Origin of the sequence: Paenibacillus sp. GP183 (assembly GCF_900104695.1) — a bacterium.
Taxonomy (GTDB): domain Bacteria; phylum Bacillota; class Bacilli; order Paenibacillales; family NBRC-103111; genus Paenibacillus_AI.
The window spans coordinates 3,429,042-3,444,656 of the sequence record NZ_FNSW01000001.1; the positions used below are offsets into that span (position 1 = coordinate 3,429,042).

Sequence of the window (15,615 nt, forward strand, 5' to 3'; positions counted from 1 at the left end):
TGGTAGTTATATTCCAACTTTTAAAGATTTACCACCAATCCGCATCGCGCTAACTGGACATCGCCTTTGTAAATCACCTGCACCTCTTCTGCGAGCTGGCTGATCTCGCCGAAATGAGGCAGATGAATGAGAATCAGCTTGTTCACATTTGCTTTAGCGGCGAGCTGTCCGACTTCAGCGCTATTCATGTGCCCATAATCCCGGGCATTCTCGAACTCTGCATAAAAGGAGGTTTCCGCCAGCAGCAGATCCGCATCCCTGCAAAAATCGATCAAGGACTCATCGAAAAACGTATCCGCTGTATACACGATGGTTTTGTCCTTGAATTGAATTTTAACCGCTACGCAGTAAGCCCCATGAAAGGTTTTCATGAAAGAAAACCGCATATTACCCAGCTGGAAATTATCCTTGTCCGTGAACGGAATGATCACCGATCCCATCATCGACTTATAGATGGCTGTTACACCATCTTCGCCTTGAGGATCATGAGCGAAATAAATGGGCAGCGGCTCAGCGCGAAGCTTCAAATCCGTATCGATCAAGCAAGCATATTGCAGACAGCCAAGATCGGCAACGTGATCATGGTGGGCGTGTGTGATGATCGCATGCGACAGCTCCGTTGGCTTCATATGCTTTTGCAATTGCGCCAACACTCCGCTTCCGCAGTCCAGCAGCACCTTCTCGCCTTCATCCTCCAATAAATAACCGGCGGTAGCTTCACCCGCTTCTGGATAAGCACCCCAATGTCCCAGTATGGTAAGCTTCATATTCCAGTACCTCCGTCTCTTCTATTCGTTATACAATTCCTTCATCCTCAAGTTTTATCAGGGTTGAAGCCATTTAAATGGCGTGGAGTCAAAAAACATGTTCGGATTGACAGGAACGTTATTCGCCCAAAAGGTAAAATGCAGATGCGGTCCCGTGGAAAATCCCGTAGTCCCGACAAGCCCGATAATATCGCCCTTTTTTACTTTATCCCCTGTCTTCACGCGCAGTTCGGACATATGGGCATACTGCGAGAACAACCCCATGCCATGATCGAGATAAATGGAATTTCCGGTAAGATACAGCGAATCGGCCAAGGCGACAATACCATCGTTGGTGGCCTTGATCGGAGTTCCCTCTTTCGCCGCCAAGTCGATGGCCCGATGGGAGCTGTCATACTTGCCGTTCACATAACGAGTATAGCCGTAGGGCGTTGTCAAAATCCCCTCAACAGGCTGGATAAAATCCGACGAGAATAAAAACTCCGGCGCAGACCGGCTGCGAGCCATATCGATTTTCTTTTGGTCGGCCTGGATGCGGGCTGTGTCCTGCCTCATGCTCTCCATTTGCTTGGTGACCTCAAGATATTGGGTATCGAACTTTTTGGCTTTGACGGTCAGAATCTGATCGCCGACGGGATAGGGACCCGGTTTCAAATCAATCGACAACGGCAGGTAAGCAAAATACCCCGTACCAAAAGACTGCAGGGGATACTTCTTCCCTTGCCAGCTTATTTCCCCCGCTTCCTTATGCCGCACAAGTACAACATCTCCCGGCGATGCCGATTTGGGGAAGAGGGTCCAATCGGACTGGATCGCTGCTTTTGCCGCTTCTTTGGCCGTGTAATAGGCAGCCTCTTGAAGAAGAGTCTGTATGCGTTTTTGCTCTGCGTTCATCACCGATGTGACGTCCGGGGTCACTTGGTCGGTCCAGGTTCCTCCACCGTCCACGGTAACGAGCAACGTGGGATCCAAACCTTCTGCTGCAAGCACCCACCCCACTCGATCCGTAAGAAATTGTGACTTCATTACATCGAGGGTCTTAGACTTAAAGTTTACAGTAAGCGGCTTAGGCAAAGTACCGAGCAGCGCTTGCAGTGTTTCATCCCCGGCAGAGTCCGGTGCAAGCTGATCAACGGTTGCTTCTGTCCAGCTCACTCCCCCGTCTTTGGTGATCTTGGCGCTGTCCGCGTATCGAATCCAGCCTTGGGAAAGATTTTGCATATGAAAATCGAGGATTACCTTTTTCTTTGCCACGGGTGAAGCAGTTGGAGCCGGGGATATACTTGTCGCTGCTGTATGACCTTGCAAGGCTCCATGCTCAGGCGCCAAAACAGGCCTTCCCATAATGAAAATAACGGCCAAACCAGCGAGCGCAAAAAGTCCCAGCAGGAATGCCCAATACCTGCCCGAGCGCCACATCGGCACACGCTTACCGACTCTAATCTTGCGAGGATTTCGTTCTGAAGCCATACAGGCGGCCTCCCGTAATTATGAAATTTCCGCTCTGCAGCGGTTGCTCGTCCTCCTTCTATAGTACGCTAACTTTTGAAAAAGGAGAAATAACTTCTTTGTCGAAATGCTAAATAACGCTATGAAAGAGAGGTTATTCGATTGAAGAGCATACCTTTCGAGATGCTGGAGCAAGCCGTTACAGAGGAGCAGCTCATCCAGCTGCAAATGATTGTTAATACAGAAGGGCATTCCAGCTTTTATCGTTTACTCAATGGATTTACGGCCAGAATCAAAAGCTTCACCGATCCGGAGGAGCATGAAGTCAGGAGTTTGCTCGATAAAGCAAAGCGGCTGTTTCCGACCCCCGTTCTATTCAGCCCGTCATGGGACAAAGTGTGGAATGAGCTTGAGCAGATTATTACGCATAAAGCGAAGATTTTGCAATCCGTTCCACCGGAGGAAAGAGACGGAGAATGGCAAATCGTCATGGACAATCCGGCCACGATCCAGGACGTTGTGTGTTATCCCGGCCTAGCATTCTTGGACGCTGTGTACCTCTTTGCCTACTTCCGACCGCAAATGGAAAAAAACGAGTATCTGCGTTTACAAAAAGTCCAAACCTTGTTTATGCAGCTTGGATCGGACGCCTAATGAATATAACCAAATAACGAGGAGAGATCATGATGAGTTCAGCACCATTTCAAATCCAAAAAATTAAGCAGCTATCCATTCCTGTGCATGAATTGGATGCTGCCGTTGCTTTTTACCAAGAGAATCTTGGACTTCCGCTGTTGTTTCGTGTTCCGAATATGGCCTTTTTGGATTGCGATGGGATTCGCATCCTACTCAGTGTTCCGGAGACGGAAAAGTTGGATCATCCGAGCTCGATTGTTTATTTCCAGGTTGAAGATATCGATGCTTCCTATCAAGCTTTGCTGGCGCGAGATGTCCATTTCATCGGGAAACCGCACAAAATCGCAGAAATGAATCAAATCGAAACCTGGATGGTGTTCTTCAAAGACCCGGATGAGAATGTTCATGCCCTTACCGCGGAAAAACCGGTGTCCGCAAAAGCCTAAAGGTGCTGCTTGGTACCCTTGTAAACCCGCTCCGGGCGCCCGACGGAACCGTAGGACAGGTCGGCTTTCAGCCGGCCTTCCGAAACCAGATACTCCAGGTATCTTCGCGCGGTAGATCGGCTTGCGCCAATAGAACGGGACACCTGCTCTGCCGTTAAGCCTTCCTGTTCCTCTGTAATGACGGAAACGATTTTTTCCAACGTCAGCTTGTCGATGCCCGTAGGTAAATAAGGGGCATCCCTCTTATCCTCACCTTTGATCAAATAATCGATTTCATCCTGGCTGATTTGTCTGCCTTCTTGCTGCAGCTGGGCCAACCGGGATCGAAATACATGATATCTTTTCAATGTGTCCTGCAATCTTTCAAAGATCAGCGGCTTCAAAATGTAATCGAAGGCGCCGCCTTTTACAGTTTCCCGGACCGTTTCAATTTCTTTGGCTGCGCTGATCATGATCACATCGGTGTGGGGATACTGTTTTTGGATGATTTTCAGCAATTCGAGTCCGCTGGTGCCCGGGAAATAAATATCCAGCAGAACCAAATCTATCTCAAGATCATCCAGCAAATCCAAAGCCTGAATAGTATCCGTCGCAATCCCCGTCACTTCAAAGCCTGCCACTCTTTCCACGAACCTGCGATTAATTTCCGCGATCCGCCTCTCATCATCTACAATCAAAACATGAAGTGTTTCCATTTGCTTCACGAGTGCCATCACAATTCACCCCTTACTTGTTGCACCTTTGGTTTGGGTATGGCTACAGTGAAGACAGTGCCTCCGTTTGAACTCCTGGAAACCGTCACGTAGCCGTTTAATTTCGTCGCTGCCCGCTGAACCAGAAACAATCCGAACCCGCGCCCTGCTTCATTCTTGGTAGAAAACCCCAATTCGAACACCTTGTCGCCGTTTTCATCCGGTATGCCAATTCCGTTGTCCTCACACTCAATAATCAGATCGTCACCCAGATCCGTAAAAAATACCTTCACCGTTTTCTCGCTCAGATCCGATCGTTCCAATACAGCATCCATCGCATTATCAATAATGTTGCCAATGATCGTAACTAACAGATCGCGGTCCAATTCAGCTGAAACGTCCCGAAAAATGCTTTCCCGGTCAATCTCAAAATGTACCTTCAATTCCTGCGCCCGATTAAATTTGCCGATAAGCAGGCCGCCATTAATCGGATCGGGAAATTCCTTCATGATAAAATGCACCAGATTGTGATGGATGTCCGATTCCCGCGAAATCACTTCTATGGCTTCATGGTACGACTCAAGCTGAATAAGGCCGGAAATCATATACAGCTTATTCGAAAACTCATGCGTCTGGGCACGTAATGCTTCCGCATATTTCTTAACCTGAGACAGCTCCTGCCCCAGCTTGAATATCTCCGATTTATTCCGAAAGCTCGAGACCGCGCCGATCACCTGCCTTTGGCGATTGACGATGGGAATTCGGTTGATGATCAGCTCATTTTCTCCAAACCACATCTGTTGATCAAATTCCGCCCTGCCGGTTCGGATCACCTCTAACAGCCGAGTGGACGGCAATAAATTCAAGATATGCTGTCCCGTTATCTCTTTTACATTCCTTAGCTCCAGCAAATGAATGGCGGCCTCATTGACCATGGTTATAATGCCCTTGGAGTTAATGGCAATGATGCCCTCGCGTATTGACTCGAGAATGGCTCTTTTTTCCTCATACAAGGCAGCAATTTCCTGAGGCTCTAGGCCAAGTATCGCTTTTTTCACCATATTGGCTATGAAGATAGCCCCTGCGATTCCGAATAGCAAGGTGAAGAAGCCAATCATCATAATCTGATTCTTATAATTCCTGATCAATAACCTGAAAAAAGAAGGAAACAGCCCATACGGGTACAAAGATTCAACCCCGCTTGCCCAATTGACCAAGGATTATGGCGCGATTGCTGTAGCCAAAGATTCCCTCACAATTTAACTTTTACGCTTAAACTATTCGCGGCCGGTGAGAAGATTTATACTTCGAATTGAAGACGCTTTCTTTTAATCAGGGAGGTTAGAAAATGAGTTCAGAGATCCAAGCGATTGTTGATATCAATCAAACTGCGGCCCGTTTTAAATCGAGCATCGTGCTTCGCATTAATCACATCAAATTTGTAGACGTCAAAAGCATACTCGGTCTAAGTATTACCTTGTATCGAAGTCATGATTATAAGCTGGAAATTCACGGACCTGACGAGACGGAAGCCAGAGCCGCCATGCTGGAGGTTTTCAAAAAGCATCATCTGCTCGTGCAACTGATTTGATCCCTTGCGCAGTTTTTGAGGACTTCAATCACCTCGATGATGGAGTGATGGTCGAAGGCAGCTTTCAATTGGATTAGTGAGTGAAATCTCACTATTACTGAGTTTACTCTCATTAATGAAACTCAATAATCCAAATAAATTAGCTTTAATGAGCCTAGACTCCTTATTCGTGAACATGAGTTCGTTAATAGTGAGCCTAGACTTATTAACTCAATTCAATGGGTAATGCAGCCATTATTTAGTGAGCCTAGGCTCACTACTATTAAGCTTCGCCTCCATGGACACCACAAACGGCAAAAGGGATGTCTCTATAGTAGATGGATCTACTTCGGAGACATCCCTTTTTATAGTCAATATAGACCACAGAAATCTGCTTTAATCCGCAGACTGCGCCAAACGCACCAGCATATGGGCTAGATCGATATTTAGAGGATTATCAAAAAACATTGTCGAATGAAGTTGACAAAAATGTAATGGAGGGCATACATAACATGGACCCAAACGACAGCCAAGAGAAAAACAACATTCAGATACACATCAATGCGGATCTGGAGGAGAAAATTCCAGGTTATTTGGCCAACCGTCACAAGGATGTTGAACTTATACTTAAGGCGCTGGCCGCTTCCGATTATGAACCTATACGCATCGCCGGACAACGTATGAAAGACAGCGGCGTCAGCTATGGATTTGATGTTGTAACGGTTTACGGCCACATCCTGGAAAATGCCGCTAACAATAAGAATTCGGAAGAAATATGCAAAACCGTAGAAAGCCTAAAAAGATTCATAGACGTCGTAGAGGTCATCTATGAAGAATGAAACGGAGCGCTGTCTGGCAAAAGGCTGGATACTCAATAGCAAAAATAAATCTGGCTGGCAAAGTTAATGGCAGCCAGATTATGCAGAGATATTCTTCAATCTTTACACGGCTTGGATTTCTTTCAGATGTTTGGCAAGGTTGTCCCAGGTTTCGGTCATCCCTTGGATTAGACCCATGTCCATTGTTGCCTTGAGTGCTTCGGCCGAGACGAATTGAGCGCGGTTAATGAGCTTGGTCTTGCCTTCGTAATCGACGAATGTCAAAGTGATCAGCAGCTCCGGCATACCCACTACCGCGTTGCCTTCCTCATCAGAGAAGACATCGGTGTAGACGATCCGCTCCGGCTCTACGATTTCGCGGTAAACAGCTTTACCCCAAGAGTTCATCTGGCCATCGGCCGATCGCATGCAATAGTGCCAGACTCCACCTGGGCGGAAATCCATCTTGCAAACCGGCAGCGTCCAGCCTTTCGGTCCAAACCATTGCGACAAGTGCTCAGGATCCTTAAATACCTTGAACACGAGCTCGCGCGGCGCATCGAAAATACGCTCCATCACCAGATCCCGATCTTCTACCTTCGTGGTCATTTTGTTTGCTCCAGGGTCATTGGACATTTCATTGCCTCCTAAAGTTGTTGTTATATTGATTCTTTTCCTACTTCTGCAGGTCGCGCAGATAATCGTCCAAGCGATCAAATCTCTCGTCCCAAACACGTCGGAAGGACTCCAGCCATTCGTCCAACTCAATGAGCGGCTGGGCCCGCAGCTTGTAAATCCGCCGATTGGCGACCGGCTGCACCTCAACCAGCCCGGCCTCACTGAGGACTCGAAGATGTTTTGAAGCTTGCGGCTGGCCAAGCCCTAGTCGATCGGCAATTTCCCCTACTGTGAGAGGACCGCTTCGCAAAAGCTCGACAATGTTTAAGCGAGTTGGTTCGGCGAGAGCACTGAAAGTTGTCGCATTCATGACTGAACCCACTCCATAGATTTCTGGATGATCGAACGAACCTGGTTGCAAACATCTACTTGCCACGGTTGATTTGTCTTATTCATAGACTTGGTGACTTCTGGATTCATGTATAATCACCTCCCAAAAATGAGTATTTATTTGATATCTTAAATATACCATAAATGGAATATTCCTGTCAAGGAATATTTTAAGGAAAAAAAATCCAATCCCCTAAGGACTTGGATCATTTCTTTAAGTTCTGCTGATTAATGCAGATTTGCTTTCGCAAATAGCCTGGTATCAATAGCTTGCAGTGTTTCGCGGATGAAAGCCGGCTAGTCCTTTGGAGTCCGGGAAGTGATCAGGTTGTTATCCACGACAACCTCCTCATCGCGGAACGTACCTCCCGCATTGACCATATCATCCTGCAAAGGCGGATAGCTGGTAAGCGTACGGCCTTTCAGCAGATCCGCACTGGCCAGAATGCTGAATCGCCAATTCTGTTTCATAGTAAGCTTCTCCCTTCTTGCCTTCTAGTCTTTCTCCTGCTTTAAGACCGATAACGGCCGTTTCGTGTCCGGCCTCTCTCATAGCCACATAGGGCTTTTGCATTTCACTGTCTTCAAATTGCGGTCCAAGTAAAAAAGCAATCCGTGCCATGGAATTACATCTCCTTTCAATAATAAACGACTTAGCCGTCCTAAATCAACGAATAAAGAAAGCACCCCTTCGGATGCTTCTTGATTATGTGTCTGCATCACCCAAGTTTATACATGCTTGTGTGACCAATCATGATATTCTTTTTCAGCGGTTTCCTTGTTGTGGCCATATCGCTCTTGAAGTTTACCAATCAGCTTCTCGCGCTCACCATCAATGACATCCAGATCGTCATCGGTCAGCTTGCCCCATCGGCTTTTGACTTCACCTTTCATTTGCTTCCATTTACCTTTGAATACATTGCTATCCATCGAACTCACTCCTTATAGTTTGTGATGAAAAACCATGCCCATGATGTAATTACCCGAAAAATGCCATTTTAAAACTAAAAATTTGGACTTGCCGGTCTTAATCCAATATCTTTTGGAAGCTTACTATATCCACACGTCTGCCAAATTTGAGGCCGATTTCTTTGAAATGCGCAGCTTGGGTGTAGCCATTTTTCTTAAACAATAAGGCACTTTGTTCATTTTCTCCGCTGATCGTAGCTATTAACACATGATACTTATGCTCTCTCGCAACCTGTTCGACAAAGGCGAGTGCTTTCCCGCCAATGCCCTGACCGCTGTATTCCGGTTTGAGATAGATCGTCACCTCTCCGGTAGCGTTATAGGCTTGTTTATTTTTGTGCTGAGTGATCAATATGTATCCGGCAATTACGCCCGCCTTTTGAATGACGAAGGTGGGATATCTTGGAATGTTATTCATGACGGTTGCTTTCATTTCTTCCCAATTCAGTGCTTCAAGATGGAAGGTTGCCGTCGAATGGAGCACATAATAATTGTAAATCTCCATGACTTCCTGAACATGGTCTTCCCTGATTTGAATAAACTCCAATTGTTCCATAGACAATCCCCCCAGGACATGATATTATCAGTCGATTTCAGAATCCGTATAATAGCTGCATACAAATCGCTCAACTCCGGGGTACTTTTCCCCCAAGCTGTTAATCTCAAAGCCGATACTTCTGTAAAAGTTGACTGCCTCTTCATCGGTTTCAACCAATACCCTCTCAGGCTTGAACATCGCGATCGCTTCAAGAATGAGGCCTCGTCCGAATCCCGCTCCCCGGCTGTCCGGCCGAACTGCGATGTGTTGAATTGTCAGCTCATCCCTGTCCTCTTGCTGAAACCCAAGAATACCGACGATTACATCATCAGATTCATAGCCAAATAGCTCGAGCTTCTCATTGGTTATGTAGTCCTGTATGGTTTGTTCAAGATGATCTGGATCGGGAAACACACTATAAGCAAGCAATTCTTGGATTTGATGCTCATGAATTCTCGATTTAATAAGAATTAGCACACCATTCAATTGACTTCACCGTCCGAATTAGAAATTCCTTTACATTTTACTCCACCCTATTGCAAAAAGAAAGAGAGGACACCCCAGTAGGTGTCCTCTCCTGCCAATGCGATTAAGCTTGTTTCGCAGCTTCAATTTCAATGGATACTTTAACTTCGTCTCCGATAAGGAAACCGCCTGTTTCCAGAGCCGCATTATAAGTTAATCCGTAGTCGCTCCGTTTGAGACTTCCGTTACCGCTGAAACCTACTTTTTCATTGCCCCAAGGATCTTTTCCCGCTCCTTCAAAGCTGACAGTAAACGATTCAGGACGGGTTACGCCATGCAAGCTCACATTACCGGTAACATTGTACTCGCCCTCACCCTTTTTGGTGATGGAAGTAGATTGAAAAGTCATTCTAGGATATTGCTCGATATCAAAGAAGTCTCCTGTGCGCAGGTGATTGTCACGGTCGGCATTTCTTGTATCAATACTGCTGAGGTCTATGGAAAATTGAACATTAGCGGTGGTCAGATCATCAGGATCAGCTTCAATTTGGGCTTCAAAGCTATTGAATGAACCCTTTACCTTTGCGATCATCATGTGTTTGATGGTGAAATCGATGCTGCTGTGCGAAGCGTCCACATTCCAGTGGGATTTTGCCATTAGTAGTGCCTCCTCATATTTATTAATTATTTACTTACTTATTGTTATCTTCTTACTATTTTATATCTCTTTCTTATCTTATACTGACTTGTGGTATTTGTCAAATTAAACTGTAACTTTTTTTGCTGATAGTCTTTTTCATGGTTAGTATCCAATGTGTACCGCACCTTATCTTTTCCCGGTTACCCTAAAAATAAAATGATCCCGACAAGCTTCTTTTTGAAAGCTCTCGGGATCTATCTATTTTATCGATTATCTATCTTCTCCGGATACAGATCGTGCTGGAACAATCGCTTTCTGGCCATCTCCTCGTAGGGTGTCCCAGGTTTTCCATAATTCGCATAGGGATCAATGGAGATGCCGCCGCGAGGTGTAAACTTGCCCCAAACCTCGATGTACTTGGGCTCCATCAAATGAATCAGATCTTTCATGATGGTCACAATGCAATTTTCATGGAAATCGCCATGGTTCCTGAAGCTGAACAAATATAGCTTGAGCGACTTGCTTTCGACCATCTGAATTCCTGGCATGTAGCTGATATAAATTGTCGCGAAGTCAGGCTGACCTGTTATCGGGCATAAACTTGTAAATTCCGGGCAATTAAACTTCACAAAATAGTCCAGCTCCGGATGCCTATTCTCAAAGGTTTCTAAAACGCCAGGATCATAGTCATAGCTATATTTCACATTTTGGTTCCCCAGCAAGCTGATGTTCTCGAGCTCATTCTCTTTGCTCATGCTGCTGTCCTCCTCACCCACTTAACCAGTAAATAGATAAAAGGTGTTCCGATGATTGACATGGCGACCTTCACGCCAAACTCAGTAGTCGTAGCCGCCAGCATATCCGGAAAGGGCATGATTCCGATAAAAGCGACAGTAAAGAAAATCGCTGTATCGATGATCTGGCATAGGATTGTTGCTACATTCGTGCGAAGCCATAAATGTCTTCCGTTAGTTCTTTCCCTCAGCTTCGTGAACAGATAGACGTCCAAATTTTGACTGATGGAATATGCCGCCAAGGAAGCTAGCACAATCCTAGGCACACCGCCTAGAATAATCTCAAGCTCCTCCTGATTATCAAAAAACGGCGCGGACGGCATCCGAATCACCAGGGTAAAAATCCCCACCATGATGACATTCATGAACAATCCGGTCCATATCGCCCGACGAGCCACATGCCTACCCCAGATTTCGGAAATGGTATCCGCCATAATAAAGGTGATCGGGTAAAAGAAAATGGCCGCCGTCACATTAGCAAAGCCTACGTTGACGGTTTTGATCGCCACGATATTGGCGATCATTAAAGCCGCGATAAAACTTGCCGCAAGCACGATCAGCTTCTTGGTGGAAGGGTCAATCTGCAGATACGGGGTGGCCCCGACTCTCGATAAATTGCTTGTAGGCACTGCCGATTCCGCCGTTGCTGCTGCACCATATTTCATGTTTCATTCCTCCATAGTTTTGTTTATAGACAGGATGGTCGCGAACTGTCTTTGTACAGTTTATACCATGATCATGCAGAGAACAATGGAAAAATTACAACATTATGTTTCGACTGTAAGGAACGTTTGCACACCTCGTGTTCTTTCATTGACTTGATAATGCTTCCACTCTTCCGGCAGCAGGCGCTGATACTGCGGCTGCAAATATCGATCGTCCACCAAGACGAGCACCCCGCGATCGTGTTCAGAGCGGATCAACCTGCCGCCTGCCTGCAGCACTTTGTTCATTCCCGGGAATACATAAGCGTAATCGTATCCATTTCTGCCCGCGCTGCTAAAGTAATCCTTAATGATATTGCGCTCCAGACTGATTTGAGGCAGCCCTACTCCGATGACAACTACACCAGTTAAGCGATTGCCCACAAGATCAATGCCCTCGGAAAAAATACCGCCCATCACGGCAAAGCCGGCGAAGGTTCCCTGATTTTCCGCATCAAATTGGGCCAAAAAGCCCTCCCGCTCCTCTTCTGACATCTCACCCTGCTGGAGGAGGGTTCGCACGCCGCTTCTCTCTTCCATAAACGCCTCATATACACTGTTCATGTATTCATAAGAAGGGAAGAAGAACAAGTAATTGCCCGGATTTTCGGCCGCGAGCTTCAGCAGTAGTTTCACCAAGTGAGCCTTGTTCCGTTCACGGTCCTGATAGCGAGTCGAGAGTGGCTGAATATGCACACTGAGCTGCTTACTTGAAAACGGTGACGGTATCGACACCGTATAATCGTCTTCACCCGCCCCAAGCATATCCAAGTAATATGCGTTCGGTGAGAGCGTGGCCGAGAAGTAAATGCGTGAGCGGTACCCTTTTCCAAACATAGTTAGCAGGTACGAGGGATCGAGACAAAACAGCTTCACACTGACCTCGCTTTTGGAGATTTCCATATAGGTTACGTAGCGCTCATCGTACAGCTTGTCAATCCGACCAAAGCTCAGGCAGGCAAAGTAAGTGTCCAGCAGCTGCGGACTCGGCAGCCTGGAGCCTGAAGCAGCAAGCTCTCGTTCGGCATGGAGCGCAAATGCCTGGACTAGGGCAGCAAGCTCTTTTGGCGAATCCTTCTCGATCCGCAGCTTGTCCCCGCTCTGTTTTCTCAAAGAAATTAAATAATCGTTGACCGCCTTAGCCGCTTGAAAAACCTCTGTATTCACACCTTTAAACTCGCGTTGAACCGCCAAAAAATCGGATTTATGGAGTGAACTTGAGAACATCTCCCTTGCCCGATCGACCAAATTGTGTGCTTCATCAATCAAGAGAGCGGTTTGTTTTTTGGACTCGTTGAACATTCGTTTCAAAGATACTCGAGGGTCGAATATATAATTGTAGTCACATATCACCACATCCGCTGCATAGGCCGCATCCAGGGAGAACTCAAAAGGGCAAATTCTATGCTTGCGCGCATATGCCTCAATCACCTGGCGACTCATCAGCGTTTCGTTTGACAGCAAATCAAGCATAGCCTCATTGATCCGGTCATAATAACCGTCGGCAAACTCGCAATACTCCTTCGTGCATCTCGTTTCTTCTTTAAAGCACACCTTGTCCTTCGCGGTTATAGTCACCGTATGCAGCTTCAGCCCTTTGCCTTGCATCCGTGTAAAAGCTTCTTCCGCTGCTGTCCGGGTTATCGTCTTCGCTGTCAAATAAAAGAGCCGATCCAGCAGCCCTTTGCCGATGGCCTTCACGCCGGGAAACGTCGTCGATATCGTTTTGCCAATACCGGTCGGCGCTTTGGCGAAGAGGCTCACTCCCGCTTCTATCGCTTTGTAAACCGCTCCTGACAGCTTCCGTTGACCTGCCCGGTATGTCTCAAAGGGAAAATCCAGCTCCTCGATGCTCCTGTCCCGATCCCGCTTATGCTGCTGCAGCATTTGCGCATAGGGGGCATACCGCTGAATAACCTCGCCCGCAAAAGCCTCCAGCTCCGCAAGCTCCGCCTCCTGCACAAACCTCTTATGCTCCCCGCTTACCACTTGAACATAGGTCAATTGAATTCGCATCCGGTCGACTCGATGCTCCTTCGCATACATATAGGCATAGAATTTAGCCTGTGCCCAGTGAACGGGATACATCTCCTCTGTAATCAGCTTGATGTCCTTGGCCGTTGATTTGATTTCATCAATAGTCATGATGGAATCCTCGTCAAGCAGCAGCCCGTCGCATCTTCCATCCACGACAAAAACGAGATCGCCATAGGGGATCTCCGCGCTTAGATACACTTCTTTTTGATCCTGCTCGCGGTACTCTTTTTGCACGTTCTGGTGAGCTTTGGTGCCCTCCGTTAATGTGCTGGCCGTCCGAAACCCGGAATCAATGCTTCCGCCGCGAAATACATATTCAACAAGCGGTCTTACTGCTATTTGCAAAGGGTTCGACAAGATTTCACCTCTCGCTGATGCAGGTTAACAATTTAATATAGAAACGTTTGTTCCTGTATTATAACATGATCTTAAGAATTATGTAAAAATTTGATGTTGAAAAGGTAAATCTTCACAGTATGTCGAATAATTTGTGTTGATAAAATTTCATTCACCCAGGAAAGTGAGAAACCATGATTGAATTTAAGAATGTAACCAAAACGTATCCAAATGGCACCATCGGTTTAAAAAACATCAATTTAACCATACACCCGGGTGAATTTGTCGTTATTGTCGGTTTATCAGGTGCCGGAAAATCGACCATGCTGCGTTCGATCAACCGGCTTATTGAAATTACAGGCGGTCAAATCGTCATCGACGGGAAAGCCATTACGTCAGCCAACGGTTCGGAGCTGCTTCGAATGCGGCGTGATATCGGGATGATTTTTCAAAGCTTTAATCTGGTAAAAAGATCTTCCGTCCTGCGCAACGTCCTGTCCGGCCGGGTAGGCTACCACTCCACACTTCGTATGCTGCTTGGCCTGTTCCCCAAAGCCGACATTGATCTGGCTCTGAAGGCTCTGGAGCGTGTCAATATCCTTGAGAAGGCATACTCTCGCGCAGATGAGCTCTCAGGGGGCCAGCAGCAGCGGGTATCGATTGCGAGAGCACTCGCACAGGAGGCGAAGATCATTCTCGCCGACGAACCCGTCGCATCGCTAGATCCGCTTACGACCCGCCAGGTCATGGACGATCTGAAGCGGATTAATCAGGAGCTGGGGATCACGACGGTCGTCAACCTGCACTTCATTGATTTGGCAAGGGAATACGCGACAAGAATTATTGGGCTTAGGGCCGGAGAAGTCGTATTTGACGGACCTGTAGCGCAGGCAACCGACGCCAAATTCAGCGAAATCTATGGCCGCGTTAACCTCCAAGATGAGCTGCTTGGGGAGGCGAAGAAGCATTGAAAGCCAGCACCCCGCCCATCCGCCCTTCGCGAATGAAGATATACCTGATTGCTTTGTTTTTAATCGTATTGCTTGTGGGCAGCGCCTATGAAACGGATGCAACTTTCACCAAGCTGATTGAAGGAACACCGCAAATCACCGGCTTCATCGCTGAGATGTTTCCGCCGGATTGGGGCTTCTTCGGCACCATGTGGAAGCCGATGGCCGAGACGATTCAAATGTCCATTCTCGGCACGTTGATCGGCGCCTTGTTTGCCTATCCGATGGCCCTGCTGGCTGCGCGCAACGTAACTTCGGCACCTTGGCTCAGCCGTCCTGCACGGTTTATCATGAATTTAATTCGTACGATTCCGGATTTGCTATACGCCGCCTTATTTGCGGTACTTGTCGGTTTTGGCCCCACTGCAGGTACGCTTGCGCTGATTTTTTTCACCTTCGGCATTCTATCCAAGCTGTCCTATGAGTCAACGGAAGCTATCGATCCAGGTCCTATGGAAGCCATGAACGCAGTCGGTGCCAATAAGCTGAAGCTGATCCGCTATGGAGTGCTTCCTCAGGTAGCCCCTACTTATCTGGCGCATCTTCTGTATACGTTCGAGGTCAGCATTCGGGCATCCGCCATCTTGGGCTTGGTTGGCGCCGGCGGAATCGGTCTCCTGCTCCGCAATGTCCTGGATTTATTCCGCTACGATCAAGCTTGCAGTATCGTTCTTTATACGCTGGTCATTGTAGTCTTGATCGATACCGTAAGCACAAGGCTGCGCAGACAATTATT

General features: G+C 47.1%; 18 protein-coding genes and 3 pseudogenes. 7 read left to right on the plus strand and 14 right to left on the minus strand.

Translation table 11 applies throughout. From position 1 onward, the window contains the following. Positions 1–20: 20 nt before the first annotated feature. Together BLV33_RS16915 and BLV33_RS16920 are read right to left on the minus strand one after the other, a co-directional pair. On the minus strand, positions 21–767 hold the full coding sequence (locus tag BLV33_RS16915; protein WP_090794217.1) for an MBL fold metallo-hydrolase: 747 nt from the start codon (positions 765–767) through the stop codon (positions 21–23). 57 nt (positions 768–824) lie between these two features. After that, entirely contained in the window at positions 825–2,237 is a 1,413-nt protein-coding gene (locus BLV33_RS16920) for a M23 family metallopeptidase (protein ID WP_253187090.1), read from the minus strand. 141 nt (positions 2,238–2,378) lie between these two features. On the opposite strand from BLV33_RS16920, the gene BLV33_RS16925 reads away from it, so the two are divergent. Both BLV33_RS16925 and BLV33_RS16930 read left to right on the plus strand, forming a co-directional pair. After that, positions 2,379–2,870, plus strand: coding sequence for a hypothetical protein (locus BLV33_RS16925; RefSeq protein ID WP_090794220.1), 492 nt, complete (start codon positions 2,379–2,381; stop codon positions 2,868–2,870). A 29-nt stretch (positions 2,871–2,899) separates the two neighbouring features. Continuing rightward, positions 2,900–3,298, plus strand: a complete 399-nt coding sequence (locus BLV33_RS16930; RefSeq protein WP_090794223.1) for a VOC family protein — start codon at positions 2,900–2,902, stop codon at positions 3,296–3,298. Here BLV33_RS16930 and BLV33_RS16935 read toward each other — a convergent pair. Together BLV33_RS16935 and BLV33_RS16940 are read right to left on the minus strand one after the other, a co-directional pair. Further along, positions 3,295–4,011: a response regulator gene (locus BLV33_RS16935; protein WP_253187091.1), complete on the minus strand. Its 717-nt coding sequence runs from the start codon at positions 4,009–4,011 to the stop codon at positions 3,295–3,297. The two genes, BLV33_RS16930 and BLV33_RS16935, sit on opposite strands and share 4 nt — an antisense overlap. After that, positions 4,011–5,111 carry a sensor histidine kinase gene (locus BLV33_RS16940; RefSeq protein WP_090798999.1) on the minus strand — a complete coding sequence of 367 codons (1,101 nt, stop codon included), beginning with the start codon at positions 5,109–5,111 and terminating at the stop codon, positions 4,011–4,013. The genes BLV33_RS16935 and BLV33_RS16940 overlap by 1 nt, the downstream gene beginning before the upstream one ends. A gap of 22 nt (positions 5,112–5,133) precedes the next feature. Here BLV33_RS16940 and BLV33_RS30150 point away from each other — a divergent pair. The 3 genes and pseudogenes from BLV33_RS30150 to BLV33_RS16950 all read left to right on the plus strand — a co-directional run. Next, positions 5,134–5,241: pseudogene (locus BLV33_RS30150) on the plus strand (tripartite tricarboxylate transporter substrate binding protein); the annotation flags it as partial. Between the two features lie 97 nt (positions 5,242–5,338). Beyond that, on the plus strand, positions 5,339–5,581 hold the full coding sequence (locus BLV33_RS16945; RefSeq protein ID WP_090794226.1) for an HPr family phosphocarrier protein: 243 nt from the start codon (positions 5,339–5,341) through the stop codon (positions 5,579–5,581). 491 nt (positions 5,582–6,072) lie between these two features. Next, complete coding sequence (locus tag BLV33_RS16950; protein ID WP_090794229.1) at positions 6,073–6,399, plus strand: hypothetical protein; 327 nt, start codon at positions 6,073–6,075, stop codon at positions 6,397–6,399. Between the two features lie 102 nt (positions 6,400–6,501). Here the strand turns inward: BLV33_RS16950 and BLV33_RS16955 are convergent, their stop codons facing one another. The 10 genes and pseudogenes from BLV33_RS16955 to BLV33_RS17000 all read right to left on the minus strand — a co-directional run bounded on the left by BLV33_RS16955 (position 6,502) and on the right by BLV33_RS17000 (position 13,890). After that, complete coding sequence (locus tag BLV33_RS16955; protein WP_090794231.1) at positions 6,502–7,014, minus strand: SRPBCC domain-containing protein; 513 nt, start codon at positions 7,012–7,014, stop codon at positions 6,502–6,504. A gap of 40 nt (positions 7,015–7,054) precedes the next feature. After that, the gene (locus BLV33_RS16960; protein WP_090794233.1) at positions 7,055–7,366 is read right to left on the minus strand and encodes an ArsR/SmtB family transcription factor; all 312 of its coding nucleotides are present in this window, start codon (positions 7,364–7,366) and stop codon (positions 7,055–7,057) included. Positions 7,367–7,683: 317 nt separating this feature from the next. Beyond that, positions 7,684–8,008 (minus strand): annotated as a pseudogene (locus BLV33_RS16965) (DJ-1/PfpI family protein). Between the two features lie 107 nt (positions 8,009–8,115). Next, positions 8,116–8,316, minus strand: coding sequence for a CsbD family protein (locus BLV33_RS16970; protein ID WP_090794235.1), 201 nt, complete (start codon positions 8,314–8,316; stop codon positions 8,116–8,118). 97 nt (positions 8,317–8,413) lie between these two features. Then, positions 8,414–8,911: a GNAT family N-acetyltransferase gene (locus BLV33_RS16975; RefSeq protein ID WP_090794238.1), complete on the minus strand. Its 498-nt coding sequence runs from the start codon at positions 8,909–8,911 to the stop codon at positions 8,414–8,416. 27 nt (positions 8,912–8,938) lie between these two features. Beyond that, positions 8,939–9,370, minus strand: coding sequence for a GNAT family N-acetyltransferase (locus BLV33_RS16980; RefSeq protein WP_090799000.1), 432 nt, complete (start codon positions 9,368–9,370; stop codon positions 8,939–8,941). 112 nt (positions 9,371–9,482) lie between these two features. Further along, positions 9,483–10,016, minus strand: coding sequence for a YceI family protein (locus BLV33_RS16985; protein WP_090794240.1), 534 nt, complete (start codon positions 10,014–10,016; stop codon positions 9,483–9,485). A 245-nt stretch (positions 10,017–10,261) separates the two neighbouring features. Next, positions 10,262–10,753 carry a preQ(1) synthase gene (gene queF, locus BLV33_RS16990; protein ID WP_090794243.1) on the minus strand — a complete coding sequence of 164 codons (492 nt, stop codon included), beginning with the start codon at positions 10,751–10,753 and terminating at the stop codon, positions 10,262–10,264. Beyond that, entirely contained in the window at positions 10,750–11,457 is a 708-nt protein-coding gene (locus BLV33_RS16995; RefSeq protein WP_090794246.1) for a queuosine precursor transporter, read from the minus strand. Before BLV33_RS16995 ends, queF begins: the two co-directional genes overlap by 4 nt. A 102-nt stretch (positions 11,458–11,559) precedes the next feature. Beyond that, complete coding sequence (locus BLV33_RS17000) at positions 11,560–13,890, minus strand: ATP-dependent DNA helicase (protein ID WP_090794249.1); 2,331 nt, start codon at positions 13,888–13,890, stop codon at positions 11,560–11,562. A 173-nt stretch (positions 13,891–14,063) separates the two neighbouring features. Between BLV33_RS17000 and phnC the strand changes: the two genes are divergently transcribed. Then, positions 14,064–14,840 (plus strand): phosphonate ABC transporter ATP-binding protein, encoded by a 777-nt coding sequence (gene phnC, locus BLV33_RS17005; protein ID WP_090794253.1) that lies wholly within the window; start codon positions 14,064–14,066, stop codon positions 14,838–14,840. A gap of 32 nt (positions 14,841–14,872) precedes the next feature. Continuing rightward, positions 14,873–15,601: pseudogene (gene phnE / locus BLV33_RS29690) on the plus strand (phosphonate ABC transporter, permease protein PhnE); the annotation flags it as partial. Between the last annotated feature and the right edge of the window lie 14 nt (positions 15,602–15,615).

Excerpts from the sequence above, each read along its gene's own strand:
- BLV33_RS16950 (WP_090794229.1), top strand. The coding sequence starts at position 6,073 with ATGGACCCAAACGACAGCCAAGAGAAAAACAACATTCAGATACACATC.
- BLV33_RS16985 (WP_090794240.1), bottom strand. The coding sequence starts at position 10,016 with ATGGCAAAATCCCACTGGAATGTGGACGCTTCGCACAGCAGCATCGAT.
- BLV33_RS16920 (WP_253187090.1), bottom strand. The coding sequence starts at position 2,237 with ATGGCTTCAGAACGAAATCCTCGCAAGATTAGAGTCGGTAAGCGTGTG.
- BLV33_RS16975 (WP_090794238.1), bottom strand. The coding sequence starts at position 8,911 with ATGGAACAATTGGAGTTTATTCAAATCAGGGAAGACCATGTTCAGGAA.
- phnC (WP_090794253.1), top strand. The coding sequence starts at position 14,064 with ATGATTGAATTTAAGAATGTAACCAAAACGTATCCAAATGGCACCATC.
- BLV33_RS16960 (WP_090794233.1), bottom strand. The coding sequence starts at position 7,366 with ATGAATGCGACAACTTTCAGTGCTCTCGCCGAACCAACTCGCTTAAAC.
- BLV33_RS16930 (WP_090794223.1), top strand. The coding sequence starts at position 2,900 with ATGATGAGTTCAGCACCATTTCAAATCCAAAAAATTAAGCAGCTATCC.
- BLV33_RS16935 (WP_253187091.1), bottom strand. The coding sequence starts at position 4,011 with ATGGCACTCGTGAAGCAAATGGAAACACTTCATGTTTTGATTGTAGAT.
- BLV33_RS16945 (WP_090794226.1), top strand. The coding sequence starts at position 5,339 with ATGAGTTCAGAGATCCAAGCGATTGTTGATATCAATCAAACTGCGGCC.
- queF (WP_090794243.1), bottom strand. The coding sequence starts at position 10,753 with ATGAGCAAAGAGAATGAGCTCGAGAACATCAGCTTGCTGGGGAACCAA.
- BLV33_RS16915 (WP_090794217.1), bottom strand. The coding sequence starts at position 767 with ATGAAGCTTACCATACTGGGACATTGGGGTGCTTATCCAGAAGCGGGT.
- BLV33_RS16955 (WP_090794231.1), bottom strand. The coding sequence starts at position 7,014 with ATGTCCAATGACCCTGGAGCAAACAAAATGACCACGAAGGTAGAAGAT.
- BLV33_RS16995 (WP_090794246.1), bottom strand. The coding sequence starts at position 11,457 with ATGAAATATGGTGCAGCAGCAACGGCGGAATCGGCAGTGCCTACAAGC.
- BLV33_RS16970 (WP_090794235.1), bottom strand. The coding sequence starts at position 8,316 with ATGGATAGCAATGTATTCAAAGGTAAATGGAAGCAAATGAAAGGTGAA.
- BLV33_RS16940 (WP_090798999.1), bottom strand. The coding sequence starts at position 5,111 with ATGATGATTGGCTTCTTCACCTTGCTATTCGGAATCGCAGGGGCTATC.